General features: G+C 73.6%; 29 protein-coding genes. 16 read left to right on the forward strand and 13 right to left on the reverse strand.

What is annotated here, in order from left to right:
• Window positions 1–568 (forward strand): FAD-binding domain-containing protein (locus TR50_RS48505; protein WP_236654313.1); only part of this gene is annotated, 568 nt, incomplete at its 5' end.
• A 4-nt stretch (window positions 569–572) separates the two neighbouring features.
• Complete coding sequence (locus tag TR50_RS07580; protein ID WP_042416453.1) at window positions 573–1,010, forward strand: Immediate-early protein 2; 438 nt, start codon at window positions 573–575, stop codon at window positions 1,008–1,010.
• A gap of 81 nt (window positions 1,011–1,091) precedes the next feature.
• Here the strand turns inward: TR50_RS07580 and TR50_RS07585 are convergent, their stop codons facing one another.
• The 5 genes from TR50_RS07585 to TR50_RS07605 all read right to left on the reverse strand — a co-directional run bounded on the left by TR50_RS07585 (window position 1,092) and on the right by TR50_RS07605 (window position 4,578).
• Complete coding sequence (locus tag TR50_RS07585; RefSeq protein WP_042416456.1) at window positions 1,092–1,910, reverse strand: polysaccharide deacetylase family protein; 819 nt, start codon at window positions 1,908–1,910, stop codon at window positions 1,092–1,094.
• Between the two features lie 74 nt (window positions 1,911–1,984).
• Complete coding sequence (locus TR50_RS07590; RefSeq protein WP_042416459.1) at window positions 1,985–3,151, reverse strand: alanine--tRNA ligase-related protein; 1,167 nt, start codon at window positions 3,149–3,151, stop codon at window positions 1,985–1,987.
• 282 nt (window positions 3,152–3,433) lie between these two features.
• A complete protein-coding gene (locus TR50_RS07595; RefSeq protein WP_042416462.1) occupies window positions 3,434–3,697 on the reverse strand; it encodes a hypothetical protein in 264 nt (87 codons plus the stop codon).
• Window positions 3,684–3,956, reverse strand: a complete 273-nt coding sequence (locus TR50_RS07600; protein ID WP_042416993.1) for a DUF6400 family protein — start codon at window positions 3,954–3,956, stop codon at window positions 3,684–3,686. Before TR50_RS07600 ends, TR50_RS07595 begins: the two co-directional genes overlap by 14 nt.
• Before the next feature lie 187 nt (window positions 3,957–4,143).
• Entirely contained in the window at window positions 4,144–4,578 is a 435-nt protein-coding gene (locus tag TR50_RS07605; protein ID WP_042416465.1) for a CBS domain-containing protein, read from the reverse strand.
• 331 nt (window positions 4,579–4,909) lie between these two features.
• Here TR50_RS07605 and TR50_RS07610 point away from each other — a divergent pair, with 331 nt between their 5' ends.
• Both TR50_RS07610 and TR50_RS07615 read left to right on the forward strand, forming a co-directional pair.
• A complete protein-coding gene (locus tag TR50_RS07610) occupies window positions 4,910–5,404 on the forward strand; it encodes a hypothetical protein (protein ID WP_042416467.1) in 495 nt (164 codons plus the stop codon).
• A 41-nt stretch (window positions 5,405–5,445) separates the two neighbouring features.
• Window positions 5,446–5,664, forward strand: coding sequence for a hypothetical protein (locus TR50_RS07615; RefSeq protein ID WP_042416471.1), 219 nt, complete (start codon window positions 5,446–5,448; stop codon window positions 5,662–5,664).
• Window positions 5,665–5,727: 63 nt separating this feature from the next.
• Here the strand turns inward: TR50_RS07615 and TR50_RS46575 are convergent, their stop codons facing one another.
• The 3 genes from TR50_RS46575 to TR50_RS07630 form a co-directional block, all read right to left on the reverse strand.
• On the reverse strand, window positions 5,728–5,904 hold the full coding sequence (locus TR50_RS46575; RefSeq protein ID WP_160311090.1) for a hypothetical protein: 177 nt from the start codon (window positions 5,902–5,904) through the stop codon (window positions 5,728–5,730).
• Window positions 5,905–6,386: 482 nt separating this feature from the next.
• On the reverse strand, window positions 6,387–7,637 hold the full coding sequence (chrA, locus tag TR50_RS07625) for a chromate efflux transporter (RefSeq protein WP_042416476.1): 1,251 nt from the start codon (window positions 7,635–7,637) through the stop codon (window positions 6,387–6,389).
• Between the two features lies 1 nt (window position 7,638).
• A complete protein-coding gene (locus TR50_RS07630; RefSeq protein WP_042416480.1) occupies window positions 7,639–8,028 on the reverse strand; it encodes an ArsR/SmtB family transcription factor in 390 nt (129 codons plus the stop codon).
• A gap of 98 nt (window positions 8,029–8,126) precedes the next feature.
• On the opposite strand from TR50_RS07630, the gene TR50_RS07635 reads away from it, so the two are divergent.
• From TR50_RS07635 to TR50_RS07645, 3 genes are all read left to right on the forward strand, one after another.
• A complete protein-coding gene (locus TR50_RS07635; RefSeq protein WP_042416483.1) occupies window positions 8,127–10,196 on the forward strand; it encodes a heavy metal translocating P-type ATPase in 2,070 nt (689 codons plus the stop codon).
• Window positions 10,193–10,600 carry a hypothetical protein gene (locus TR50_RS07640; protein ID WP_042416486.1) on the forward strand — a complete coding sequence of 136 codons (408 nt, stop codon included), beginning with the start codon at window positions 10,193–10,195 and terminating at the stop codon, window positions 10,598–10,600. The genes TR50_RS07635 and TR50_RS07640 overlap by 4 nt, the downstream gene beginning before the upstream one ends.
• 164 nt (window positions 10,601–10,764) lie before the next feature.
• Complete coding sequence (locus TR50_RS07645; protein ID WP_042416490.1) at window positions 10,765–11,313, forward strand: GNAT family N-acetyltransferase; 549 nt, start codon at window positions 10,765–10,767, stop codon at window positions 11,311–11,313.
• A 27-nt stretch (window positions 11,314–11,340) separates the two neighbouring features.
• Here the strand turns inward: TR50_RS07645 and TR50_RS07650 are convergent, their stop codons facing one another.
• On the reverse strand, window positions 11,341–11,604 hold the full coding sequence (locus tag TR50_RS07650) for a helix-turn-helix transcriptional regulator (protein WP_052440833.1): 264 nt from the start codon (window positions 11,602–11,604) through the stop codon (window positions 11,341–11,343).
• Window positions 11,601–12,185, reverse strand: a complete 585-nt coding sequence (locus TR50_RS07655) for a Uma2 family endonuclease (RefSeq protein ID WP_042416493.1) — start codon at window positions 12,183–12,185, stop codon at window positions 11,601–11,603. The genes TR50_RS07650 and TR50_RS07655 overlap by 4 nt, the downstream gene beginning before the upstream one ends.
• 136 nt (window positions 12,186–12,321) lie before the next feature.
• Here TR50_RS07655 and rpmG point away from each other — a divergent pair, with 136 nt between their 5' ends.
• Both rpmG and TR50_RS07665 read left to right on the forward strand, forming a co-directional pair.
• On the forward strand, window positions 12,322–12,486 hold the full coding sequence (rpmG, locus tag TR50_RS07660; RefSeq protein ID WP_042416496.1) for a 50S ribosomal protein L33: 165 nt from the start codon (window positions 12,322–12,324) through the stop codon (window positions 12,484–12,486).
• A 67-nt stretch (window positions 12,487–12,553) separates the two neighbouring features.
• Entirely contained in the window at window positions 12,554–12,799 is a 246-nt protein-coding gene (locus tag TR50_RS07665; protein WP_042416500.1) for a type B 50S ribosomal protein L31, read from the forward strand.
• 72 nt (window positions 12,800–12,871) lie between these two features.
• On the opposite strand, the gene TR50_RS46580 is transcribed toward TR50_RS07665, so the two are convergent.
• Window positions 12,872–13,027: a hypothetical protein gene (locus tag TR50_RS46580; RefSeq protein ID WP_160311091.1), complete on the reverse strand. Its 156-nt coding sequence runs from the start codon at window positions 13,025–13,027 to the stop codon at window positions 12,872–12,874.
• A gap of 242 nt (window positions 13,028–13,269) precedes the next feature.
• Between TR50_RS46580 and TR50_RS07675 the strand changes: the two genes are divergently transcribed.
• Genes TR50_RS07675 through TR50_RS07685 form a run of 3 tightly spaced genes read left to right on the forward strand, consistent with a single transcriptional unit; the run spans window position 13,270 to window position 16,310 of the window.
• Complete coding sequence (locus TR50_RS07675) at window positions 13,270–13,860, forward strand: hypothetical protein (RefSeq protein WP_042416503.1); 591 nt, start codon at window positions 13,270–13,272, stop codon at window positions 13,858–13,860.
• Window positions 13,857–15,266, forward strand: coding sequence for a carotenoid oxygenase family protein (locus TR50_RS07680; protein WP_042416506.1), 1,410 nt, complete (start codon window positions 13,857–13,859; stop codon window positions 15,264–15,266). The genes TR50_RS07675 and TR50_RS07680 overlap by 4 nt, the downstream gene beginning before the upstream one ends.
• A 57-nt stretch (window positions 15,267–15,323) precedes the next feature.
• Window positions 15,324–16,310 (forward strand): RNA polymerase sigma factor, encoded by a 987-nt coding sequence (locus TR50_RS07685; protein ID WP_042416509.1) that lies wholly within the window; start codon window positions 15,324–15,326, stop codon window positions 16,308–16,310.
• Between the two features lie 157 nt (window positions 16,311–16,467).
• Here the strand turns inward: TR50_RS07685 and TR50_RS07690 are convergent, their stop codons facing one another.
• Window positions 16,468–17,862, reverse strand: coding sequence for a purine-cytosine permease family protein (locus tag TR50_RS07690; RefSeq protein WP_236654314.1), 1,395 nt, complete (start codon window positions 17,860–17,862; stop codon window positions 16,468–16,470).
• Between the two features lie 146 nt (window positions 17,863–18,008).
• Between TR50_RS07690 and TR50_RS07695 the strand changes: the two genes are divergently transcribed.
• From TR50_RS07695 to TR50_RS07705, 3 genes are all read left to right on the forward strand, one after another.
• A complete protein-coding gene (locus tag TR50_RS07695; RefSeq protein ID WP_052440834.1) occupies window positions 18,009–18,278 on the forward strand; it encodes a hypothetical protein in 270 nt (89 codons plus the stop codon).
• A 7-nt stretch (window positions 18,279–18,285) separates the two neighbouring features.
• Window positions 18,286–18,654: a PPOX class F420-dependent oxidoreductase gene (locus TR50_RS07700; protein WP_042416511.1), complete on the forward strand. Its 369-nt coding sequence runs from the start codon at window positions 18,286–18,288 to the stop codon at window positions 18,652–18,654.
• Window positions 18,655–18,792: 138 nt separating this feature from the next.
• Complete coding sequence (locus tag TR50_RS07705; RefSeq protein WP_052440835.1) at window positions 18,793–20,556, forward strand: hypothetical protein; 1,764 nt, start codon at window positions 18,793–18,795, stop codon at window positions 20,554–20,556.
• Between the two features lie 74 nt (window positions 20,557–20,630).
• Here the strand turns inward: TR50_RS07705 and TR50_RS07710 are convergent, their stop codons facing one another.
• The gene (locus TR50_RS07710) at window positions 20,631–21,194 is read right to left on the reverse strand and encodes a redoxin domain-containing protein (protein WP_052440836.1); all 564 of its coding nucleotides are present in this window, start codon (window positions 21,192–21,194) and stop codon (window positions 20,631–20,633) included.
• A 335-nt stretch (window positions 21,195–21,529) separates the two neighbouring features.
• On the opposite strand from TR50_RS07710, the gene TR50_RS46585 reads away from it, so the two are divergent.
• A partial coding sequence (locus TR50_RS46585; protein WP_052440837.1) for a PucR family transcriptional regulator ligand-binding domain-containing protein occupies window positions 21,530–22,819 on the forward strand: 1,290 nt, incomplete at its 3' end.

Raw genomic sequence — 22,819 nt, forward strand, 5'->3', positions numbered from 1 at the left:
CGCGTGGCGCGACTTCCACCACCAGGTGCTCGCGGCCCGCCCGGACGCCTCCCGGTCCGACTACCGCGCCCGCCACGACCGCTGGCGTGACGCGCCGGCCGAGCTGGAGGCGTGGCGACAGGGACGGACCGGCTACCCGCTGGTGGACGCGGGCATGCGGCAGCTGCGGGCCGAGGGCTGGATGCACAACCGGGCCCGCATGATCACCGCGAGCTTCCTGTGCAAGACCCTCGGCATCGACTGGCGCGCCGGCGCGCGGCACTTCCTCTCCCTGCTCGTCGACGGCGACGTGGCGAACAACCAGCTGAACTGGCAGTGGGTCGCGGGCACCGGCACCGACACCCGGCCCAACCGCGTGCTCAACCCCGTGACGCAGGCCAAGCGCTACGACCCCGACGGCGAGTACGTGCGCCGCTGGGTGCCGGAGCTGGCCCGCCTCGACGCACCGGCGATCCACGAGCCGTGGAAGCTCCCGGCCGGGCTCCGCGCCGAACTCGGCTACCCCGAACCCCTGGTGGCGCTCGACGCGGCTCTCGCCCGGTTCCGCTCCCGCCGCGGTCTGGGCTGAGGCCGTGGCGACGTTCCTGCTGGTGCGCACCGTGCCGCTCACCCCGGACGAGTGCTTCGCCCGGCTCACCGACTGGTCCCGCCACGGGGACCGGGTCCCCTTCACCCGGGTCGGCGCCACGCGCGGCTCCGGGCGGGCGGCGGGCGACGTGATCCTCGCGCGCACGGCCCTCGGCCCGACGGGCTTCGACGACCCGATGGAGATCGTCGTGTTCGAGCCGCCCGGCGTGGACGGGGCGGGTCTGTGCCGTCTGGAGAAGCGGGGCCGCGTCGTGCGCGGGTGGGCGGAGTTCAGGGTCCGGGCGTCCGGGAACGCCGGGGGCGCGCAGGTGGTGTGGGTGGAGGAGATCCGCGTCCGGGGTCTTCCGGCGGCCCTCGATCCCCTGGTGGCGGGCGTGGCGCGGCTCGTCTTCGGTCGCGTTCTGGAGGCGCTGCTGAACTGAGCGCGCCCGCCCGCCGTCGGTCCGGTCAGGGCCGGCCGTGTCAGGTCAGGTCCGGTCAAGGCCGCGCGCCGGGCGGACGGGTCAGGGCGTGACGAAGTGGTAGCCCTCGTCGAGGAGTCGGGGCAGCACGGTGCGCAGCGCCGCGACGGTCTGCGAGCGGTTCCCGCCGCCGTCGTGTTCGAGGATGATCGAGCCGGTGCGCGTGGTGCGCAGGATGGTGCGGACGATGTCGGCCGTGCCCGGTCGTGACCAGTCCCTCGGGTCGACGGACCAGTCGAGCGGCCGCAGGCCCTGGGCCCGGCACTCGGCCAGGACCCGGCTGGACCAGGCGCCGTAGGGGGCGCGGAACAGGACGGGCCGCGTCCCGGTCGTCCGGTCGAGGATCTCGCTCGTGCGGGTGATCTCCTCGCGGATCGCGGTCCGTCCCTCGCGGGCGAGGTCGGCGTGGGTCCAGGTGTGGTTGGCGAGCAGGTGTCCCTGGGCGGCGACTTCGCGCACCAGCGCGGGGTGGCGCCGGATCTCCTGGCCGATCTGGCAGAACGTGGCCGTGATGCCGTAGCGGTGCAGCAGCGCCAGGACCTGCGGGGTGTAGCGGGGGTCGGGCCCGTCGTCGATGGTCAGCGCGATCGCGTGCGGGCCCTTGTGGACGTAGTACTGCGGTCCATGACGGTTCGCCGCGGACTCGTCCGGCGCCGTCACCCCGAGCGGGTGCGAGTCCCCGAGCATCTCACCCTCGCGACCCGGCGCAGGCCGGGGAGGCGGCTGCTGCGGCTGCGGCTGCGGCGAAGGCAGGGGTGTCGCGGACGCGGGGGTGGCCGCGAACGCGGAGACCAGCGTCAGCCCGCCCAGCGAGAGCAGGACCCGGCGCGAGACGCCCGAAGCTATCGAATCGTCTGTCATGGCCCGCATCCCTACCCCGCCGGGCGACGCCGATCACGGCCGATGGGCCGGACGAGGTCCGGCCCGTCGGCACCTCACCCGGACCGCAGGCCCAGCACGAGCTCGCGCGGCAGGCCGTGGGTCTCGTGCAGGTAGTGCAGATCCTCCTCGTCCAGCGGGCCGCGGAACCGGGGGCGGGAGAGCACCTGTCGGCCGCGTTCCAGGAGCCGGTCGAAGCGGCGCTCCTCGTCGAGCAGCACCCGGCGCACCGACTCCACCTCCTCCTGCAGGCGGAACCGGTCCAGGGTGTGCCGGATCGGCTCCTCCGGCAGGTCCACGAGACCGCGCGAAGGATCCTCCCCGCGCAGCACGGTGAGCACCCGTCGGATCAGTCGGCGCAGAACGTAGCCGCGGCCCGTGTTGGACGGGCGCACGCCGTCGCCGATCACCACGACGGCCGAGCGCAGGTGGTCGCAGACCACCCGAAGCGAGCGTTCGTCCAGCGGCCACAGGCCCGGGACGGTCCGCCGCCAGGGCTCGAAGAGGTCGCACTCGAAGACCGAGCGTCTCCCTTGGAGCAGGCAGGCGAGCCGTTCCAGGCCGAGGCCGGTGTCGACGTTGCCGCGGCCCAGCGGCACCAGCGAGCCGTCGTCGAGGCGTCGGTGGCGCATCATCACGTGGTTCCACACCTCCACCCAGCGGTCGTCCCGGGTCGGGGCCGACCGCGGCGGGCCGTCGCCGGTCCACAGGAAGATCTCCGAGTCGGGGCCGCAGGGGCCGGTCGGCCCGTTGGACCACCAGTTGTCCTCGACGGTCGGCTCGACCGGCACGCCGTGCTCCTGCCACAGCTCCAGGGAGGAGACGTCCGGACCGCACCGGTCGTCACCCCCGAAGACCGTGGCGTGGAGCAGGCCGGGGTCGACGCCGAATCCTTCGGTGAGCAGCCCGTAGCCCCACTCGAGGCTCTGGCGGCCGCCGTAGTCGCCGAGCGACCAGGTGCCGAGCATCTCGAACACGGTCAGGTGGGTGTCGTCGCCGACCTCGTCGAGGTCGGTGGTGCGCAGACAGCGCTGGAGGTTGACCAGTCGGTCGCCCAGCGGGTGGGGACGCCCCTCGAGATACGGGGTGAGCGGGTGCATCCCGGAGGTGGTGAAGAGCACCGGGTCACCCGGCGGCGGCAGCAGGGTCGAGCCGGTGATCCGTCGGTGGCCGCGGTCCTCGAAGTACTCGACGAACGTGCGGACGATCTGATCGCTGTGCATGGGGTGGCTCCTTCGCGAACGAGGCGGGAGGCACCGGACCACGGGTCCGCGCGTTCGAAGCGATCGACGCAGTGCGCCGTCGACGCCGTCGACGCGACCGGGAGCGACCAGGAAGCGCGAGAAGGCAGCCATGGCACGACCGGCGGACCGTGTCCGGTCGCCGGCGTGAAGAGGAAGAACGTCAGGCGGAGGCGACCGGCGAGCTCGTCGCTCGCGCGGTCGCGGTGATGGTTCGGCCTGTGACGTCCATGTGTCAGAGGGTAGTACGCGTGCTGCTCCCGGTCACACGATTTCGCCGTGGGGGCGGGCGCCAGGGCCGGCGCCGGTGCCAGGACCGGCGCCGAAGCGCGTCTCGTGGGCCCACACGTGCGTGCACGCCGGGCACTGGAGGTGGATCCGGCTGCCGCTGTTCGACAGCAGGTAGCGCCAGTGGTCGGTGCAGGTGCGGTTCGCCTCGCAGGTGGAGCAGCCGTCGGCGTCGTCGCAGGAGGGGCAGTCCACCCAGGCGCGACGGCCGATGTCCGCCTGCGGATCAATCGGCAGCACGACCGTGCTCCGGCGCGGGCGGCAGGACGCCCGCGGCGACCAGCTCGTCGTGGATGCGCTGCTGCTCGGCGTCGAGGCCGGAGTAGAGCAACGCGTGGGCGGCGTCCTCGTCGCGCAGCACGGCGACCGGGTCCCAGTCCGGCCCGAGGGCGGCCAGCACCAGCGCGCGCCGCCGGCCCTCCTCCAGGGTCAGGTCGACGTCGAAGGATATGAGTCCGTGCTCGCCGCCGTGTTCGGATCCTGCCTGGTCACACGCCATGGTCACACCGCCGCCTTCCCGGGGTCGTCCTGTGGGTCCTCTGGGACGTGCCTATCAGGAACGAGGCATTCCGCGGAAGGGAAAGGCGGTGCTGTGTGCTCAAACAGACATTTCCGGTCCGGCCGGTGGCGGTCTCACGCCACCGGCCGGACCGGGTCGGGCGTCCGGATACTCCGGACAGTCCGGTTCAGGCCTTCATGTACATCCTGTCCATGAACTCGATGATCTGCTGATCGGTCAGCCGCTGGCCCTCGCGGTGCCCGGTCGCCAGGTCGACCTCGCTGATGACGCCCACCAGCCGCTCGCCGTCGATCACCGGGATGCGGCGGATCTGGTGCCGCTCCATCCGGCGCAGCACCGTCTCGATGTCGTCGTCGGCGCGGACGCAGTGCAGGTGCCCGGCCAGTTCGCGCGCCTTCATCTGCGCCGGGTCCTTGCCCTCGGCCAGACAGCGCAGCACGATGTCGCGGTCGGTGATGATGCCCTTGAGCTTCTGGTCCTGTCCGCAGATCGGGAGCGCCCCCACCCCGTGGTCGCGCATCATGCGCGCCGCGTCCATCAGCGACTCGTCCTCGCCGATGCAGAACGCCCCCGCATGCATCACGTCACGTGCCCTGGTCATCGTCGACCTCCCAACGACGGCTCGCGGAGCCGCTCGGCCGCTCGACTGCGGTCGAATCGTCCGGTCCGGTAGCCGCGGTCCCACCCTAGGAAGCCCCCCGGCGCCGCGCCCGCCGCGCACGGTCACACACCGTATGCGGACTGCCCGCAACCCGTCACTGACGGGCCCCGGCGGCGGGCGGCCCGGTTGGCCCGTTCGGGCCACCGCGTACGGGAGCCGGCCGACGGCGCGGAGGCGATCGCGGGACGACCTCGCCCGTCCGGCAGACGCGATGCCGCGTTCGGCCCATCCCGGCCGGTGCCTCCCGTGCGCGGGGCGTCATCCTGAGGGGGTGACGATAGCCGAGCAGCAGCCCCCTCTCCGCGATCTGGACCCGCACGACATCCAGCACGTGACGGACGACGCCCGTCGTGCCGGCATCACCCAGTTCCAGGTCCTCGCCCTGGTCCGCCCCCGCGACGCACGCGAGTACGTGCTGCTGGTGGACCGCCGTCCCGACGACGACGTCTGGTCGGTCCCCGTGGCCTGGGTCCACCCCACCGAGACCGTCGCGCTCACCCTCGACTGGCTGTGCGACCGCCATCTCGGGCTCGCCTCGTGGCGCGCGACCCTCGCCACCACCGCCGTCCACCGCACCGCGGACGACGACGAGGTGCTGCAGATCGCGTTCGACGTCACCGTCCCCGCGGACGGTGGGCTGTCCTGGCCGGGCCGCTGCCAGTGGTGGCACCTGCGCTCCGAGCCGCCGACCCTCCACCGGCTCGCCCGGCCCCTGCTGGAACGGCTCCAGGCGGCCGCGCAGGACGAGACGGCGCGTTCCGCCTGACCGATCCCCCGATCCCCTCCCCGCCTCCCCTGGAGACCCCCGTGCCAGACGACGAACTCGCCCGCTTCCTCGCCGCGCTCAGCCCCGCCAGCCGTCAGAGGGTCCTCGCGGAGCCGCGCGAACGGCAGCAGCAGCTGGCCGACGCCTGGGAGAAGGAGCTCACCGAGGACACCGACCTCGACACCCTGGACGAGGTGTCCCCCGTCGCCGCGGAGGACGAGGCGGCGGAGCGGGTCGTCAGGGCCTTCTTCGAAGGCTGAGCCTCCGGCGCGGGCGGTTCGGATCCCTTGCCCGGCTCGGAGCCCCTGCTCCGAGCCCTGCGCTCAGATCCCTCCGCGCGACACGGTGGGGCCGTACCGCTCCGGTCCCTTCCACAGGATCCACGCCACGCCCTCCGACGGCAGCGAGACCCGGTGGGAGTCCTCGCCACCGCCGAGATCCACGGTCACCCAGCCGTGCTCGAGCTCGACCGACAGGTCCATCTCGCCCTCGAGGGTCACCTCGCCGACACGAACCGTCCGGACGAAGCAGACACGCGCCTCCCGGTACATCGCACGACCCCGATTCCGTCGATGAACACACCCGTCCCACCAGCGTGCGCGCCTGGCGCGAGCCCCGCACCCCGAGGGGGACCGGCCCGGCACGGACTCAGTGACCCCGTAACGAGGCAGGTCAGCGCGGGAAACGGAAGAACGGTTCGCGTGGGCTGGCGCGTCGTTCCCCCAACGCGGAGCGCGCCGAGGCGAGCTGACGACGAGACCGCGCGCCCGCCTGTCAGTACGGCAGGGGGCGGCCCGAGGGCGTCCGCAGATCGAGCGGGGGCTGCGGGCGCGGCGGGGCGGGGCGCTTGATCAGCCTGATGCCGGCCATGTTCGTCACCTCGTTTCGATCAGTGGATGATCCAACCGTTGTCTGCCCCCGCTCCGGCCGTTCAACCACCGCGTCCCCCGCGGGCCGCCGCAGCGGGCCGAGCCGGGAGCGGTCAGCCCGTGGGGAGCCCGACCAGGGCGGCGAGGACCCCGAGGAGCCCGGCGCCGAGCAGGGCGCTGACGACGCCGCGTCGCAGGGCGAGGAGCCAGACCGCTGCGAGGGCGAGGACCGGGTACTGCCAGGCGTGGGTGAGGGCCAGGGCCAGCGGTACGGCGGATCCGGCGATGGCGCCGATGACGGCGGGGCCTGCTCCGGTGAGAAAGGCCTGGACGTGGACGTTGGCGCGCAGCGCGTCGAAGTGTCGGCCGCCGAGGAGGACGAAGAGGAACGAGGGGGTGAAGGCGACGGCCGCGGCCAGCAGTCCCCCGCCGACTCCGGCGACGGCGTAGCCCACGACGGCGACGGTCTGGACGACCGGGCCGGGGGTGATCTGGCCGAGGGCGACGGCGTTGAGGAACTGACCGGCGGTCATCCAGTGGTAGTGGTCGACCGCGTCGGCCTGCATCAGCGGGATGATGACGAAGCCGCCGCCGTAGGAGAGGGCGCCGACCTTGAAGGCGACCCAGGCGAGGGAGAGCAGCCCGCCCGCCGCCGGGGCGGCCACCGCGAGCGGCAGCGGCCACGCGCCGGTTCCCTTCGGCGCGCCCCGCCCGCCCCGCCTGTTCTGCCCGTTCTGCCTGCGCTGCCTGCTCTCCTTGTTCTGCTTGTTCTTCTGGGCCGCGCGCACGGCGACCTCCAGGAGGCCGGCCGCGACGAGGAGCAGCACGAGCCAGGGTCCGACCGTCGCGGCCGCGGCGGCTCCGGCGAGGGCGTAGCCGATCCAGCGGGCACGGGCGGCCCGCGCGGCTCCGGCCCGTTTCCAGCTGCCCGGCACCAGACCCCAGGCCGCGTGGAGGGCGACGGCCGCGACCGCCGAGCCTGCTCCGGCGGCGGCGCCGCGCACCCAGCCGGGCGTGCCGGAGGCGAGGAAGACGGCGGAGAGCACCAGGATCAGGACCAGACCGGGCACGATGAAGCAGAGGCCGCCCACCACGGCCCCGGCGACGCCGCGCAGGCGCCAGGCCGTGAAGATGGCCAGCTGGGTGGAGGCGGGTCCGGGCAGCAGGTTGGTGGCGGCGATGCCGTCCTCGAACTCCGAGGCGGCGATCCAGCCGCGCCGTTCGACGCAGAGCTGCCGCAGCAGCGCGATGTGGGCGGGCGGCCCGCCGAACCCGATGCAGCCGATCCGGCCCCACTCCCGCGCGATGGTGGCGAGCGGGACGGGCGCGGGATCGGCCCGGCGGGACTGTCCGGCTGTCGTCACGTCAGCGGGCGGCTTCCAGCTCGGATTCGGCTCCCTCGTCCTCGTCGGCGTGCAACGCCGGGGTGCGAAGGTGCTCGACATGGCCGAGGGCCTGGTCGAGCAGGTCGGCGACGTGGTCGTCGTAGAGGGAGTAGACGATCGAACGGCCGTGGCGCTCGGCGCTCACCAGCCCGAGATTGCGCAGCAGGCGCAGCTGGTGCGAGCAGGCGGAGCGTTCCATGCCGACGGCGTCGGCGAGGTCGGTGGCCGCGCAGGGGCCCTGCTGGAGCTGAGCCAGGATCAGCAGCCGCGAGGGGGTGGCGAGTGCCTGCAGCGTGGTCGCGACATTGGCCGCGCCGACGGCGTCGAGGCGCTCACGTGCGGTGATGCTGCGGTTCATCCCATGGCCCATGCCTCCATGATACCGAGAACACGTGAAGAAGCATTCAAGTGTTCCCGTATAGTGGGGACCGTCGAAGTCTTCCCCCTCCGCCCGAAAGACCCCTCCGCATGCCGACCGACCTTCTCGACCGCGAACACGGACGCGCCGACGCCCCGGCCGCGCGAACGGTCGCCCCACGCCGCCGGACACGTGTGCTGGCTTTGGCCGAGGCACGCTGGGCGCTGACGGCGCTGCTGCTCTTCGCGATGGCGCTGCCGCTTCAGCTCGCCGGGGCGAGCGCCTGGGTGTGGGGGCCCCTGTACGCGCTCTGCTACGCGGCCGGCGGCTGGGAGCCGGGCTGGACCGGGCTGACCGCACTGCGGGAGAAGACGCTCGACGTCGACCTGCTCATGATCGTCGCGGCACTGGGCGCGGCCTCGATCGGACAGGTCCTCGACGGCGCGCTGCTGATCGTCATCTTCGCCACCTCCGGCGCTCTGGAGGCGCTCGCCACCGCCCGGACCGCCGACTCCGTGCGCGGCCTGCTCGACCTCGCCCCGGCGACCGCCACCCGGCTGGTCCAGGACGGCGAAGGCGAGGGCGCGGGCGTCGAGGAGACGGTCGCCACCGACGCGCTCAGGGTCGGCGACGTCGTCCTGGTCCGGCCCGGCGAGCGCGTCGGCGCGGACGGGCGGGTGATCGGGGGCGCGAGCGAGGTCGACCAGGCCACGATCACCGGCGAGCCGCTCCCGGTGGCCAAGCAGGTCGGCGACGAGGTCTTCGCCGGAACGCTGAACGGCACGGGCGCGCTGCGCGTCGCGGTGGAGCGCAACCCCTCCGACTCGGTGATCGCCCGCATCGTCGCCATGGTCGAGGAGGCGTCGGAGACCAAGGCGCCGACCCAGCTGTTCATCGAGAAGGTCGAGCAGCGCTACTCGCTCGGCATGGTCGCGGCGACGCTGCTGGTGTTCGCGGTCCCGCTCGCGTTCGGCGCGGCGCTGTCCGGGTCGCTGCTGCGCGCGATGACGTTCATGATCGTCGCGTCCCCGTGCGCGGTCGTGCTGGCCACGATGCCGCCGCTGCTGTCGGCGATCGCCAACGCCGGGCGGCACGGTGTGCTGGTGAAGTCCGCCGTGGTCATGGAGCGGCTCGGCCAGACCCGCGCCGTGGCGCTGGACAAGACCGGCACCCTGACCGAGGGCGTCCCCCGCGTCGCCGAGGTGCGTCCGCTGGACGGCTGCGGGTTGACCGAGGACGGGCTGCTGGCGCTGGCCGCCGCCGCCGAGCACCCGAGCGAGCACCCGTTGGCCCGCGCCGTCGTCGACGCCGCCCGCGAGCGCGGCCTGCGGCCGGCCGTGGGCGAGGACTTCGCCTCCGCTCCCGGGGTCGGCGTGACCGCCACGGTGGACGGCCGGAAGGTCGCGGTCGGCGCCCCGGCCCGGCTGCTGGAGCGGACTGCGGGCCGGTCCTCCCTCGACGCGGCGGCCGTCGCCGCCGCATTGGAGGACGGCGGCCGCACCGCCGTGGTCGTGTTGCGGGACGGCACCCCGGTGGGCGTGCTCGGCCTCGCCGACCGGCTGCGCGCCGACGCCGCCGCCACCGTCGCCCGCTTGGGCGCGCTGACCGGCCGGGCCCCGGTCCTGCTCACCGGCGACAACCCCCGCGCCGCCGCCCGGCTGGCCGCCGAGGTCGGCATCGTCGACGTACGCGCCGGGCTGCTGCCGCAGGACAAGGTCGCGGCGGTGACCGAGCAGGAGCGCTCAGGCCGCCGTGTGCTCGTCGTCGGCGACGGAGTCAACGACGCCCCGGCGCTCGCCGCCGCCCACACGGGCGTCGCCATGGGGCGCGCCGGCTCCGATCTCGCCCTGGAGACGGCCGACGCGGTCGTCGTCCGCGACGAGTTGGCCACCGTCCCCACCGTCGTCGCGCTCTCCCGCCGGGCACGCGCGCTCGTGGTGCAGAACCTGGTCATCGCCTCGGTGTTCATCACCGGCCTGGTCGTCTGGGACCTGGCCGGCCACCTGCCGCTGCCGCTCGGCGTCCTCGGCCACGAGGGGTCCACGGTCATCGTCGGCCTGAACGGCCTGCGCCTGCTGCGCGACGCCGCCTGGCGCCGCGCCGGGGCGGAGACGGGGAACGACACAGGCGACGTCGAGCCGGAGGCCGGGACGCGGTCCGAGACGGGGGCTGCCTCGTGAGCCGCCGCAAGCGCGCCGCCGAGGCCGCGCCCGCCCAGCCGCCGCTCCCCACGGTGACCGTCTGCCGTGGCTGCTGCTGCGGCACGCCGAAGGTCCCACGCCTCGACCACGCCGCCCAACTGCGCGAGCTGCGCGCCGCGCTGGCGGACAGCGCGAGCGTGCGGGCGGTGGACTGCCTGGACGCCTGCGAGCAGGCCAACGTCATCGTGGTGCAGCCGTCCCCGGCCGGCCGCCGCGCGGGCGGCCGCCCGGTCTGGCTCGGGCTGGTCAACGACCGCGACGCGACCGCGGACATCGCCGCCTGGACCCGCGCGGGCGGCCCCGGCCTCGCCGAACCTCCCGACATCCTCGACCTCTACGCCTTCCAGCCCTCCCGCCGCGTCCGTCAGGCCGTCGAGGACTGACGCCACCCCGACCCGATGCGACCCGACCCGACGCGGTCGCCGAGACCGGAGCTCGTGCCCGCCGCCTTCGCCACGACCCGCGCCTGACGGCCTCTGACCACGGCGGACAGGTGTCGACCCGTCAGGTTCCGTGGACAGGGGGACGGCTCGCGCATCCTTGTGCCATGACCGAAGACCAGCCGGCCCTCCGCGTCGCCCACACGGCGGATCTGGAGCCGGACGAACTGACCGCAGCGCGAGCGCTGCTCTACCGGACCTTCGACGACATGGCGGAGGACGACTGGGAGCACTGCCTGGGCGGCGTCCACGCCCTGCTGCGGCTGCCGAACGGCCTCGTCGTCGCCCACGGCGCCGTCGTCCAGCGGCGGCTGCTGCACAGCGGGCGGGCCTGGCGGGTCGGCTACGTCGAGGGCGTGGCCGTCGAGTCGACGCTGCGGCGACGCGGATACGGCGGTGCGGTCATGGCCCCGCTGGAGCGGGTCATCGACCGCGCCTACGACTTCGGCGCGCTCGGCTCCTCCGAGGAGGGCCTCGCCTTCTACGCCGCGCGCGGCTGGCGCCCCTGGCAGGGGCCGACGTCGGCGCTGACCCCGACCTCGGGCATCATCCGCACCCCGGAGGAGGACGGCTACATCTTCGTGCGGCGGGACGGGTCACGGCTCGACCTCACCGGCGAGCTCACCTGCGACTGGCGCGACGGCGAGGTGTGGTGAGGGCCTCCCAGCCCGCCGAGAGCCTCGTCACGGGCGACCCGCCGACCGGGGGCCGGTGATCAGCCGGCCGTCGAGATGGATGCCGACGGTCCGGTCGAGCACCTGCCCAATCGTCATGAGGGTGCGCAGCTGCGGGAGGGTCCGCCCGGTCTCCGCGCGGGAGAGCGCGGCCTGGGTGATACCGGCGAGGTCGGCAAGCTGGGCCTGGGTGAGGCCGCGCGCCTTGCGCAGGCTCGCGAGATGTGCGCCGAGCGCTCGTGCGAACGGGGCCAGCGGATCGTCGGGCGTCATGCGGTGTACCGCCAGAGCTTGCCGGTGTCGATGACCCAGTCCCTCACACTGATCTTCTCGCCGAACGCCGAAGCGAGACGGTTGCGGTAGGCGGGTCGGCCGTCGTGGGTGGTGATGTCCCACTGGTACAGGCAGGTGCCGTCACGGGGATCGACGATCAGATAGTGCTCGATCCCCATGCGGGGGTAGTCACGGGTCTTCGCGGAGTAGTCGTTCTCGGGGTTGGACCTGGACACGACCTCCACCGCCAGGAGGATCTCACGTGGGTCGAGGCCCTCGTCCTCCGCACCCTCGAGGAAGGCCGCCTCGGGCACGACCATCACGTCCGGACGTCGCAACGAGCCGACCGCCGGGTTCTCGACGTCGCCGATCGGCGAGGCGACGAGCTCCTCGGGCAACTGGGGCTGCAACTGCCGCGCGATCCGCAACGCGTTGAGGTCGTGCCGCTTCGCCGGGCTCATCATCATGATCACCTGGCCGTCGGCGATCTCGAACCGTGGCGACATTCCCGCAGGCGGCTCGAACTGATCAGCCAGTTCACGCAGATGCCGGTAGATCTCCCGCGTGCTGTCCTCGCCCATATACCGAAGTATATCGAGGGGCCCCGGAGGTGGCGGGGAATAGGTGTCGGCGGGCGCGCGTTGTGAGGGCCAGAAGGCTTGAAAACGACTTCCATTTCACTCAGTGGAGTGGCGGTCGCCCTGGACAGGAGGACCCATGGCCCGCAGCGAACTGCGCCCGATCGTCAAGCTCCGCTCCACCGCGGGAACGGGCTACACCTACGTGACCCGCAAGAGCCGCCGCAACGACCCCGACCGTCTCGTGCTGCGCAAGTACGACCCTGCGGCCGGTCACCACGTCGAGTTCCGCGAGGAGCGCTGACCCCGACCCCGACCGCGTCCCCGGACGCCTGGGACGACGCCCACGACCACCCGAGAGGAATCCCGCGATGAACACCACCTACCAGCCCGTCGTCTTCCGCGACCGCGCGGCCGACGTCGCCTTCCTCACCCGCTCCACGCTCACCAGCGACAAGACCGTGGAGTGGTCCGACGGCCGGACCTACCCGGTCGTCGACGTGGAGATCTCCTCCGCCAGCCACCCCTTCTACACCGGAAACGCCCGCGTCCTGGACAGCGCCGGCCGCGTCGAGCGGTTCGAGCGCCGCTACGGGAAGGCCCCGGCTCGGGCGTGATCCCCGCCCGCCCTGCGGCCCGCGGCCCCTCCCGTGCCGCGGGCCCGCGCCCGCGCCCGCCGACGCGTCCTGCTACCCGCGCGCGGCGCGCAGTTGGCGGCCCGTCACGATCTTGGCGGGGGTCAGCAGCAGCCAGACGGCGAGTGCGGCCCTGGGCGAGGCGAAGGCGATCGGCACGGCCACGGACACGCCGAAGACGATCGCCGTGACGGCGAGGTCGCGGATCACGCTGCGTCCGAGCTCGTCGGTGATGTGCCCGGCCTGGAGGCGCTCGCGCCGCCAGGCCGGTCGCGGCGAGGGGCTGCGCGCGGCACTCGGCCAGCAGCGCGGTCGGGAACGGGAGCGCGTCGCGGAACCAGACAGTCACTGAAGTGTGATGCACGTCACATCCCGCGGGTCGAACTTCGGCGCGCGCCGCGCATCCAGTCGGTGTCACTGCCTGACTTCCACTCCCCTGAGGAACTTTCACCATGGGTTACCTGCGCGGCTTCGTCCCCTGGATCGTCTCCGCCGCCGTCTCGCCCGCCGACTGGCGCTGGGGCGCGATCGGCGGTCTCCTCTCCGGCCTGGTGCTGCTGCTCCAGGACCGGCGCCGCGGCGTCGGCGGCGACGCGCTGGTGCTGGAGACCAGCAGCGTCGTGTACTTCGCCGTGATCGGCGCGGTGGCGGTCGCCGCGCCGCACTCAGCCCTGTCCCACCACACCGACGTGCTCTCCTTCACCTGGCTGGCCGTCACCGCCTGGGGATCGCTGGCGGTCCGACGCCCGTTCACCCTCGGCATCGCCAAGCGGCAGACGCCGCGCGAGTACTGGGACACGCCCGCGTTCGTCCGGGTCAACGACGCCGTGACCGGCGCCTGGGGTGCAGGGTTCACCTTCATCGGCGTCGCCCTCGTCGTGTGCGGGGCGGTCCACGCCCCCGGCTGGACGGGCGTCGCCGCCCATGTCGTCGGCCTGGTCGCGCCGGCGTGGTTCACCAAGGTCCACCCCGCCCGCGTCCAGGCGCGGCTCCAGGCCCAGGGCCTGGCCGGGCAGGCGCACGCCCCGGCGTCGGCCCGATGAACCCGGCGAGCGACACGACCGACACGAGCGTCCCGCCGCTGTACCTCCGGGGCCGCTTCGCCCCGGTGGCCGTGGAGCACACGGCGGCCGAGCTCACCGTTCGGGGCTGCCTGCCGCCCGAGCTCGACGGCCGCTACCTGCGCAACGGGCCCAACCCGGCGCCCGGCGAGGACGACGGCCACTGGTTCACCGGCCCCGGGATGCTCCACGGTGTCCGGCTGCGCGGCGGCCGCGCCGAGTGGTACCGCAACCGCTGGATCCGCACCCGGCAGCTGGCCGGGCACCCGCTGCTGCGCGCGGACGGCACCGTCGACCTGGCCGCCTCGCCGGCCAACACCCACGTCATCCGGCACGCCGGGACCGTGTTGGCGCTGTGCGAGGTCGGGCTCCCCTACTGGGTCACGCCGGAGCTCACCACCGTCGGGCCCTACGACTTCGGCGGCCGCCTCACCACCGCGATGACCGCCCACCCCAAGGAGGACCCCGCCACCGGCGAACTGCACCTGTTCGGTGCGGCGTTCACCGCGCCGTATCTGACCTACCACCGGGTCACCGCCGAGGGGCTGCTGGTCGACAGCCGGCCGGTCGAGGTGCCGGGCCCGACGATGATGCACGACTTCGCCGTCACCGAGCACCACATCGTGTGGATGGACCTGCCCGTCGTCCTCGACCCCGCCCTCGCCGGGCGCGGCGGCACGCCGTACCGCTGGGACGAGGGCTACGGCGCGCGGCTCGGCGTCATGTCGCGCGCACCGGGCAGCACCGAGGTCCGCTGGTTCGAGGTGGACCCCTGCTACGTCTTCCACGTGGGCAACGCCCACGAGGACGCGCGGGGCCGCATCGTGCTGGACGCGGTCCGCTACGACCCGGAAGGCTTCCGACGCACCTGGTCGGGCATCGGCGGCCCGGCCGGCCCCGGGCCCAGCACCGGCACCAGCCCCGGCCCCGGCGGAGGCACCGGCGGAGGCCGAGGCCGGGCCGCGTCGGTCCTGCACCGCTGGCTGCTCGACCCGGCCACCGGCCGGGTCGACGAGGCGCAACTGGACGACCGGCAGGCGGAGTTCCCCACCCACAACGAGAGCCTGACCGGTCGGCCCCACCGCCACCTCTACACCGTCTCGGGCGACGGCATCGCCAAGCACGACCTCGCCCTCGGCACCACCCGCGTCCACGCGACACCCGGCAGCCGCGACGCGGGCGAGGCGGTGTTCGTCCCGGCGTCGGGCGGCACGGCCGAGGACGAGGGCTGGCTCCTCTCGCTGGTCTCGGACGACACTGGGAAGGCGGGGGAACTGCTCGTCCTCGACGCCACGGACCTGTCCGTCCAGGCCGTCGTGGAGCTCCCACGCCCGGTCCCGTCCGGCTTCCACGGAAGCTGGCTGCCCGAGGACGGCCGGGGGCACTGACGACGTCCGTCGCAGGCCCCGACCGTTCCTGACACGTCGCCACGGAGGCGCACAGGCATGGCAACACCCCTACCCCTCACCACGCCCACGGACGAGGAGCTCACCCGCAGGGCCCAGGCCGGCGAGGCCGGGGCCCTCGGGCTGCTGCTGGGCCGCCATCAGGCGCCGATGCGCGCCGTGGCGCTCAGCCTGCTCGGCTACGGCCCCGACGCGGAGGACGCGGTGCAGGACGCCGCACTGACCGCGCTGCGCCGCATCGGCGACGTGCGGGATCCGGCGGCCGTGGGCCCGTGGCTGCGCGCGGTCGTACGCAACGCCTGCCGCATGCGTCTGCGTGCCGACCGCGAGACGCCGGGGCTGGACGGCCTGGACGGCCTGCGCGCCCTCGACCGGACGGCCCTCGGCGGCCCCGCTCCGGACCGGCCCGACCAGATCGTCGACCGGCACGCGATGCGCGACTGGATCTGGGGCGCCGTAGAGCAACTGCCGGAGCAGCAGCGGCTGGTGCTGATGCTGCGGCATTTCAGCGGCATCACCTCCTACCAGGACATCGCCGCTGCCTGCGAGGTGCCGGTCGGTACCGTGCGCAGCCGCCTCAACCAGGCCAGGGCGAGGATGGCCGAGGTGCTGGCGACCACCGCCGACCAGACGCACATCGACGCCTCGACGCTGGTCCAGGAGAGCCGGCACGAGGCGGTGGCGACCCTGGCGGCGGCCGCGCGAGGCGCCGGTCTGCCCCGCGAGATCGCCGATCTGTGGCCGAGGGACTCCGCGATGATCGGCACCTTCGCGCAGCCCGGCGCACACGTCCACCCCTCGCCGGTGATGCGCCGCATCCTGGACAAGGGCGTGCGGCAGCACGTCCGCCACGTGGTGGCCAGCCGCGACATCACCATCTGGGAGATGGACGTCACCAACCCCGTCGGCATCGAGGACCCCTGCCCGGCCACGCTGGCCTGGGTGATGTTCCGCCAGGACCGGCGGGTCCGGAAGCTCCGGGTGGTCTTCCCCGGGCCGCCGCGGCGCGTGCCGGTCCTCGGCTGAGAAAGCCCGCCTGGCGCCCCGAGCCGACCTGGTACCTGGTGGCGGGCGACGGCCGGATGATCCCGCCGCCCGCCGCGGTGGCCGACCTGATCAGGCCAGGCCGATGGCCACGGGCGCGTCCGCGGCGAAGGAGGCGGCGAACCGGTCGCGGTGCCGCTCAGGCGCGAGGCTGGACCTGTTCCCGGTCCGGCGAGGTCGCCGGGGACGCCTGACGCGGGATCGCGTAGGGACGCATCAGCACGTAGTACAGGGCCGCCGAGACGATCAGGCCGAGGATCCAGGAGATGTCCGCGCCGCCGAGGTGGGCGACCATCGGGCCGGTGTAGTAGCTGGTGCTGACGAAGGGCACCTCGACCGCGACGCCGAGCAGATAGGCGGCCATGGTCCGCCAGTTGACGCGCCCGTAGCGGCCGTCGGGGTCGAAGAGCGCCGGGATGTCGTACTGCTCGTGGCGGATCAGGTAGAAGTCGACCAGGTTGACCGCGGTCCACGGCACCAGGAAGTACGTCAGCAGCAGGATGAAGTTCTCGAAGGTGCTGAGGAAGTCGCCCTGGGCCAGCAGGGCCAGGCCGGTGCCGACGGCGGCCGCGCCGACGATGAAGGCGGCCCGCAGCCCCTGGCCGACGCGGAAGCGGAAGACCGCGCCGAGCGTGGTCGTGGTGGACATGAACGCGCCGTAGAGGTTGAGCACGTTGACCGCGAGCACCCCCAGCACGACGACCAGGAAGAACACACCCGAGACCGAGCCGGGCGCCAGGCCCACGACGTAGGCGACGGAGTCGGCGCCGAACGCCTTGGGCGCGACGGCGGCGGCGACGCAGCCGAAGGCCATCATCCAGATGCTGGCCCCGACCGAGCCCGCGTAGGTCCAGCCGAAGGCGGCCGCGCTGCTGGTGTCCTCGGGCAGGTAGCGGGAGTAGTCGGCGACGTAGGGCGCGTAGGTGATCTGCCAGGTGGCGGCGATGGAGACGACCAGCAGGAAGGTGCCGACGTCGAGGGAGCCCGCGTGCCACAGGCCGGCCGGCTGCGGGGCCGAGAGCAGCCGGTAGCTGAGGTAGACGAAGCCGACGGCGCTGACGAGGCTGATCCACCGCTCCACCTGGTGGATCAGCCGGTAGCCGTAGAGCGCCAGCACGACGCAGACGCAGGCCACGGCGATGACGCAGACCGTGCGCGGCAGGCCCGTCCAGGCGGCCAGCGCCGAGCCGCCGAGGACGGCGCTGCTGGCGAAGAAGCCGATGTACATGAGGATGACCAGGAGCAGCGGCAGCACCGCGCCGAGCACGCCGAACTGGGCCCGGCTCTGGATCATCTGGGGGATGCCGAGCTTGGGCCCCTGCGCGGAGTGCAGCGCCATGAAGACGCCGCCGAACAGGTTCCCCACCACCAGGGCCAGCACCGCCCAGGGCAGCGGCAGGCCGAGGACGACGCCCAGCGCGCCGGTGACGATGGTGGTGATCTGCATGTTCGCCGCGAACCAGACGGTGAACAGCGACCGGGGCCTGCCGTATCTCTCGTCGGTCGGCACGAACTCGAGGGCGCGTTGCTCCATGAGGCCACCTTCGGGTGAGGTCGGGCTGGTGAGGCCGGGGGGTGAGGTGGGCCACATCTTCCTGTATGGAGTCAGGCAGGTGTCAAGACTCTGAATGAAAACATTCACGTGATGCGTGCGTCCGGACGCCGCGCGATCGTGGAGGGGTGGGCATCATCGTGCTGATCGAGCCGCAGGCGGGGCACACCCCCGACCTCGACGGCAAGAGCTGGGTGGTCGGCGGCCTCAAGGCCGTCCACGCCGCCTCGTCCGACCCCGACACCCCGGACGATCCGGCCGAACGGACCCTGTGCGGCCTGGAGACCGCGCCGATGGAGAAGCACAGCTACCACCCGACGGCTCCCGGCTCGCACTGGTACCCGCCGAACCTGACCCCGTGGCTCTGCCACACCTGCGACGCCGCGCTGAGGCAGTGAGCCCGCCATGACCGCATTCACCGCCGCACAGCGCGCCTACCTGGCCGGCCAGCGGCTCGGCCGGATGGCCACGGTCGACCCCGCCGGACAGCCGCAGGCCAACCCGGTCGGGTTCTTCCCCCAGGACGACGGCACGATCCTGATCGGCGGCCTGCGCATGGGCGCCACGAAGAAGTGGCGCAACCTCCAGGCCAACCCGAGGATCTCCCTGGTCGTCGACGACCTGGTGAGCACCAGCCCGTGGCGGGTCCGCGGCGTCGAGATCCGCGGCACGGCCGAACTGCTCACCGGCCCGCACGCGTTGGGCCCGAACTTCAGCCCCGAGGTGATCCGGGTCCATCCGGAGCACGTCATCAGCTGGGGCCTGGACGAGTGAGCGGTCGGCGCCGCTGAAAACCCGGCCGCTGACAACCCGGCCCCTGAAAACCCGGCCGCTGAAAACCGATTGCCCTGGCCACCGGGGCCCTGCCAGGATCCGGCGCATGACGAAGAGAATCGAGCCCGTCCCCGCCCGGTGAGCGCCAAGGACGAGCGCAGGGCGCTCGAACCCCGGCCCACCCTGCTGACGTTGGCGAAGCGCCTGCACCAGCTCACTCCTGACGGTCCGCTGCCCCCGGATTCCCACGGCCTCCAGCAAGGAGCGGGTCGCTGCCGTAGCGACGACGTCGAGACCGTCCTCGCGGCCCACTTCGACGATCCCGAGACCGCGCGGCAGCCGGACCGCCTCCACGGCACCGGCCGCCGGCTGATCGACAACGGCGCCGACGTGCGCACCGTGGACACCGGTCTGGCCCTGCTGGAAGGCCGGGTCGAGCCTGAGGATGCGGAGGCGATACGCCTGTTGGGGCTGCTGCCCTGCTTCACGGGACGCGCCGCCGCACTGCTGTCCGGCCTGCCGGACGCCGCGACCGAGCTGATCTGGCTGGCCGACCGCGCACCCGCCGCGTACCTGACGAGAGTGGTCGAGGCCCTGTGCGCACAACCGGGCCCCGCGCCACGGGACTGGCTGCTCCACGGCTTCAGGCCCGGTGGGATCAGCCCCCTGTATCCGTCACTCGCCCGGACGATCGCCGACCGCCTCGACCTGCCCGCGGTCCTGGCCGATCCCGCGCTGGACGAGGACGCGCTGGAGCGCGTCGGCCTGGTGCTCGCGGCGATGACGCAGTCGAACGACTACCGCCCCGCGATCCTCGGGTACCCGCAGGCGCGCGAGACGTACGCGGCGTTCGCCTCGCGCGCGCACCTGCTCAGTCCGTCCATGACCCGGTACGCCCTGCTGCTCTCACTCGTCCTGGATCTGGAGAGCGGCCACAGCCGCCTGCTGCCTCGACTCCCCGGCGACGACAGGCAGATCGTGGGCCGGCTGCGTGACGTCCTGGCACAGCGGGCATGGCGCGAGACACGGAGAGCCGCCCGCGGATCCGACGACCGACTCGACCGCTGGCGCGCCGACTGGGCACGCCGCACCCTGCGCACGCTCGCGGCGACGGAGGGCGCCCGGTCCGAGGCTCCGATGCCCGAGGCGGGGGTGTCCCTCTTCCAGCTCCAGATCGTCGAGCTGGACCCCGGCGCGCAGGGCGGGGTGGAGACCAGGGTGCTGATCGACGGCTTCCCCGTCCTCGCCGCGGCGTTCCAGCGCGGCCGCCCGCACCCTCCCGGGGTACTGCTCGACACCGGCATCCTGCACGCCACGACCGAACCGCGCGAGGTCCAACTCGCCGAGGCATGGTGCACGGAGGGCTGCTGCGGAGCCCTGCACGTCACCGTCGTCCGCGAGGGGGATGCCGTGGTCTGGCGGGACTGGCGCCGACCACCGGAACCGGCGGGTCGCACGCCGGGCCCGGAGCTCCCCGCGTACCGCTTCGACGCCGCGCAGTACGAAGCCGAACTGGCCCGCGCCGCGCGGGGACGCCTGTGGGAGTGGCCCACCCTGACGGCGGCCCGACTGCTGCGTGCCCGGCTGGGGCAGGAACCGGAACTGATGGCACGCTGGCACTGCGCGCCGGGGTGGATCGGCAGCCACTACGACGACCGCGACCTGCTCGACATCTCCTTCATCTGCCGGCGCCCGGCCCCGGACGGGGCCGACGAGCACTGGCTCCAGTTCGTCTGGGCCGTCCCCGTCACAGGCGAAGCACCACCGCAGGCCGTCGTGGACGCGGTGGCCTCCGGGCTCGCGGGCGCGAACCCGACCGGCTGGTCACGTCTGGTGGGCGGCAGCCGGGCCGCCGCCGAGGCCCTCGGGTTCCCCGCGCCGGGGCCGCCACCCGACGCGTGACCGGGTGACGGGGTGACCGAGGACCGGCTGACCGAGGACCGGGTGGGATGACCGGGCCCCTCCCGTCGCTGTCCCTACGTGTAGGGGTAGTGCCGGGAGTGGTCGCCCGCCTCCCAGGCGGCGCGGAGTCCGGGGGCGCTCGGGTCCCAGTCCGGGCGGATCTCACGGGTGACCTCGCGCAGATCACGGCGCAGGTCCTCGATGGAGGGGCGGCCCCAGTACCAGTAGCCGTTGTAGACGCTGTGGATCACCAGGCCCGGCTTGAGCACGAGCGTGTGCGGGACCATCGGGTTGTGGGTGGGGTCGGTGTACTCCTGGATGTCCAGATCCTGCTGGACCTTGCGGCCCACGTCGGACAGGAACGTCCACTGCGCGCCCACGGAGGCGCGGAACTCGTTCAGCTCGAAGAGGTTGTCCGTCGCGATCGTCACGACCTTCGTGTAGGCGACGTTGATCTCCGACCAGTGGGCCGCGAGTTGGAGGTGCTGCTGATGGTCCTTGGGACAGAAGTGGCCACGCGAGAGGATCAGCACCATCGGGTCGCCGCCTTGGAGCTCGCTCAGTTTGCGGCGGGATTTCGCGTGGTCGGTCAGCTCGTAGTCCGGGAAGACCCCGCCCGGCACGATGTCGGCACGCATCCTCGGCTCCTTCCGGTCCTGCTTCCGGTCCTGCTTCGCTTCCGATCCTTCTCGGTACGGATGATCCCCATCATCCCCCGGCCCGTCGCGGATCGCGGGGGGATCCGGCTACTTGGTCGATCATCCAGTCCGCGGTGATCGCAACCGTGTGCACGACCAGTCGCGCCCGGGCGACGCGCCTTGTTTGAATCCCTCGCATCGGGTGGTCGGCGTCCGCTGTCCACGCAGCAGACAGGCATGGCGGCCTTTCAGGCTCGCATCTACCATGCTGGGGCGCACTTCCTCCTCGCTGCCGCGAGACCGGGAACCGGCGCGCAAGGCAAGGAGCACGGAACGTGATCGTCGGGGATCTGCTGCGCTTGGAGGACCTGCGGATCGCGGTGGCCTGGGCCACGCCGGAGCTGCTCGACCGGGAGGTCACCGGCGTCACCTCGACCGACCTCCAGGACCCCGCGCGCTATCTGCGCCCCGGCGAGCTGGTGCTCACCGGTCTGGTCTGGTGGCGTCCGGACGAGCTCGCCGCCGACCCCGTGGCCGCCGCCCAGGCCGCCGGACGGTTCGCGACGGCGCTGCGCAGCGCGGAGGCCGCCGCGCTACTGGCCGGGGAGGGCACCCACGGCGCCGTCCCGGCGGAGCTCGCGGAGGCGTGCCGTCGCCACGGCATCCCGCTGCTCGCCGTCCCGGCCGGGACCAGCTTCCGGGCCGTCACCGACCGGGTCTACCTGCGGCTCTGGGGTGACCTCCAGCACCAGGCCGAGGGCACGGCCGCCGTCCCGGCGGCGGTGCGACGCGACGTGCTGGCGCTGCTCCACTCCGGCGCCGCCCCGTCCGAGGTCCTGGCGAGGGCGGTGGCCGACCTCGGTCTCCCCCACTGCTCGCTGCGCACCAGCGCGGGACGCGTGCTCGGAAGCTCCGAGCCGGACCGGGCGGCGCGCGGCCACGGCCGCGCCGGGCAGACCGGCTCCGTCGGGGGCCCGTCGAGGGAACCCGGGGGCCGAGGGGTGCGCGAGGCGCCGGCCCTCCCGGTGGGCGAGCCGGGCGTCTCCCCGTTCGACGGCTGGCTGCTGCTCCCGCACGCGGAACCCGCCCCCGCGGCCACGTCCGTGCTGCGCGGGCTCGCCGACCTGCTGGCCCCGCTGGCCGACCGCGCCCACTCGACGGCCGCCGCGCAGCGGCAGGGCGCCGCGCGCGTCGTCGACCTGCTGCGCGGCTCGGGACCCCGCCGCTCGGCCTTGGACGCCGCAGCGGCGGGCGCGAGCAGCGCGAGCACGGGTGCGGCGGGTGCGGCGGGTGCGGTCGCATCGGACGCGGGGGGCTTCGGCGCCGGCAGCCCCGGCCGCACCGCACCGGAACCGGCAGGCGGACTGGTTCCGGCCGGGACGGGACTGGACGCCGAGCTCACGGAGGCGCTCCGCTCCTGCGGCCTGCCTGCCGGGGCGGCGCTGACGCCGGTGGTCGCCCAGGTCGCAGTGGGACCGGCGTCGTGGGCGGCGGCGGCCCTGGCCGAGGCGTTGCAGGAGACGGGCGCTCCCTTCGCGGTGGCTCCCGATCCGGGCGTTGCGGAGTCGGGCCGCGCCATCGGCCTGTGCGCGGCCCCCGAAGCGCTGGTGCTGGACGCCCTGCAC

It is taken from the genome of Streptacidiphilus anmyonensis (assembly GCF_000787855.1).
GTDB classification, from domain to species: Bacteria; Actinomycetota; Actinomycetes; order Streptomycetales; family Streptomycetaceae; genus Streptacidiphilus; species Streptacidiphilus anmyonensis.

Bases quoted from the DNA above. Each gene is read 5' to 3' on its own strand.
- TR50_RS07585 (WP_042416456.1), bottom strand. From the start codon at position 1,910: ATGACAGACGATTCGATAGCTTCGGGCGTCTCGCGCCGGGTCCTGCTC.
- TR50_RS07590 (WP_042416459.1), bottom strand. From the start codon at position 3,151: ATGCACAGCGATCAGATCGTCCGCACGTTCGTCGAGTACTTCGAGGAC.
- TR50_RS07600 (WP_042416993.1), bottom strand. From the start codon at position 3,956: ATGGCGTGTGACCAGGCAGGATCCGAACACGGCGGCGAGCACGGACTC.
- TR50_RS07605 (WP_042416465.1), bottom strand. From the start codon at position 4,578: ATGACCAGGGCACGTGACGTGATGCATGCGGGGGCGTTCTGCATCGGC.
- TR50_RS07630 (WP_042416480.1), bottom strand. From the start codon at position 8,028: ATGGGCCATGGGATGAACCGCAGCATCACCGCACGTGAGCGCCTCGAC.
- TR50_RS07635 (WP_042416483.1), top strand. From the start codon at position 8,127: ATGCCGACCGACCTTCTCGACCGCGAACACGGACGCGCCGACGCCCCG.
- TR50_RS07645 (WP_042416490.1), top strand. From the start codon at position 10,765: ATGACCGAAGACCAGCCGGCCCTCCGCGTCGCCCACACGGCGGATCTG.
- TR50_RS07650 (WP_052440833.1), bottom strand. From the start codon at position 11,604: ATGACGCCCGACGATCCGCTGGCCCCGTTCGCACGAGCGCTCGGCGCA.
- TR50_RS07655 (WP_042416493.1), bottom strand. From the start codon at position 12,185: ATGGGCGAGGACAGCACGCGGGAGATCTACCGGCATCTGCGTGAACTG.
- rpmG (WP_042416496.1), top strand. From the start codon at position 12,322: ATGGCCCGCAGCGAACTGCGCCCGATCGTCAAGCTCCGCTCCACCGCG.
- TR50_RS07665 (WP_042416500.1), top strand. From the start codon at position 12,554: ATGAACACCACCTACCAGCCCGTCGTCTTCCGCGACCGCGCGGCCGAC.
- TR50_RS07675 (WP_042416503.1), top strand. From the start codon at position 13,270: ATGGGTTACCTGCGCGGCTTCGTCCCCTGGATCGTCTCCGCCGCCGTC.
- TR50_RS07680 (WP_042416506.1), top strand. From the start codon at position 13,857: ATGAACCCGGCGAGCGACACGACCGACACGAGCGTCCCGCCGCTGTAC.
- TR50_RS07685 (WP_042416509.1), top strand. From the start codon at position 15,324: ATGGCAACACCCCTACCCCTCACCACGCCCACGGACGAGGAGCTCACC.
- TR50_RS07690 (WP_236654314.1), bottom strand. From the start codon at position 17,862: ATGGAGCAACGCGCCCTCGAGTTCGTGCCGACCGACGAGAGATACGGC.
- TR50_RS07700 (WP_042416511.1), top strand. From the start codon at position 18,286: ATGACCGCATTCACCGCCGCACAGCGCGCCTACCTGGCCGGCCAGCGG.
- TR50_RS07710 (WP_052440836.1), bottom strand. From the start codon at position 21,194: ATGCGTGCCGACATCGTGCCGGGCGGGGTCTTCCCGGACTACGAGCTG.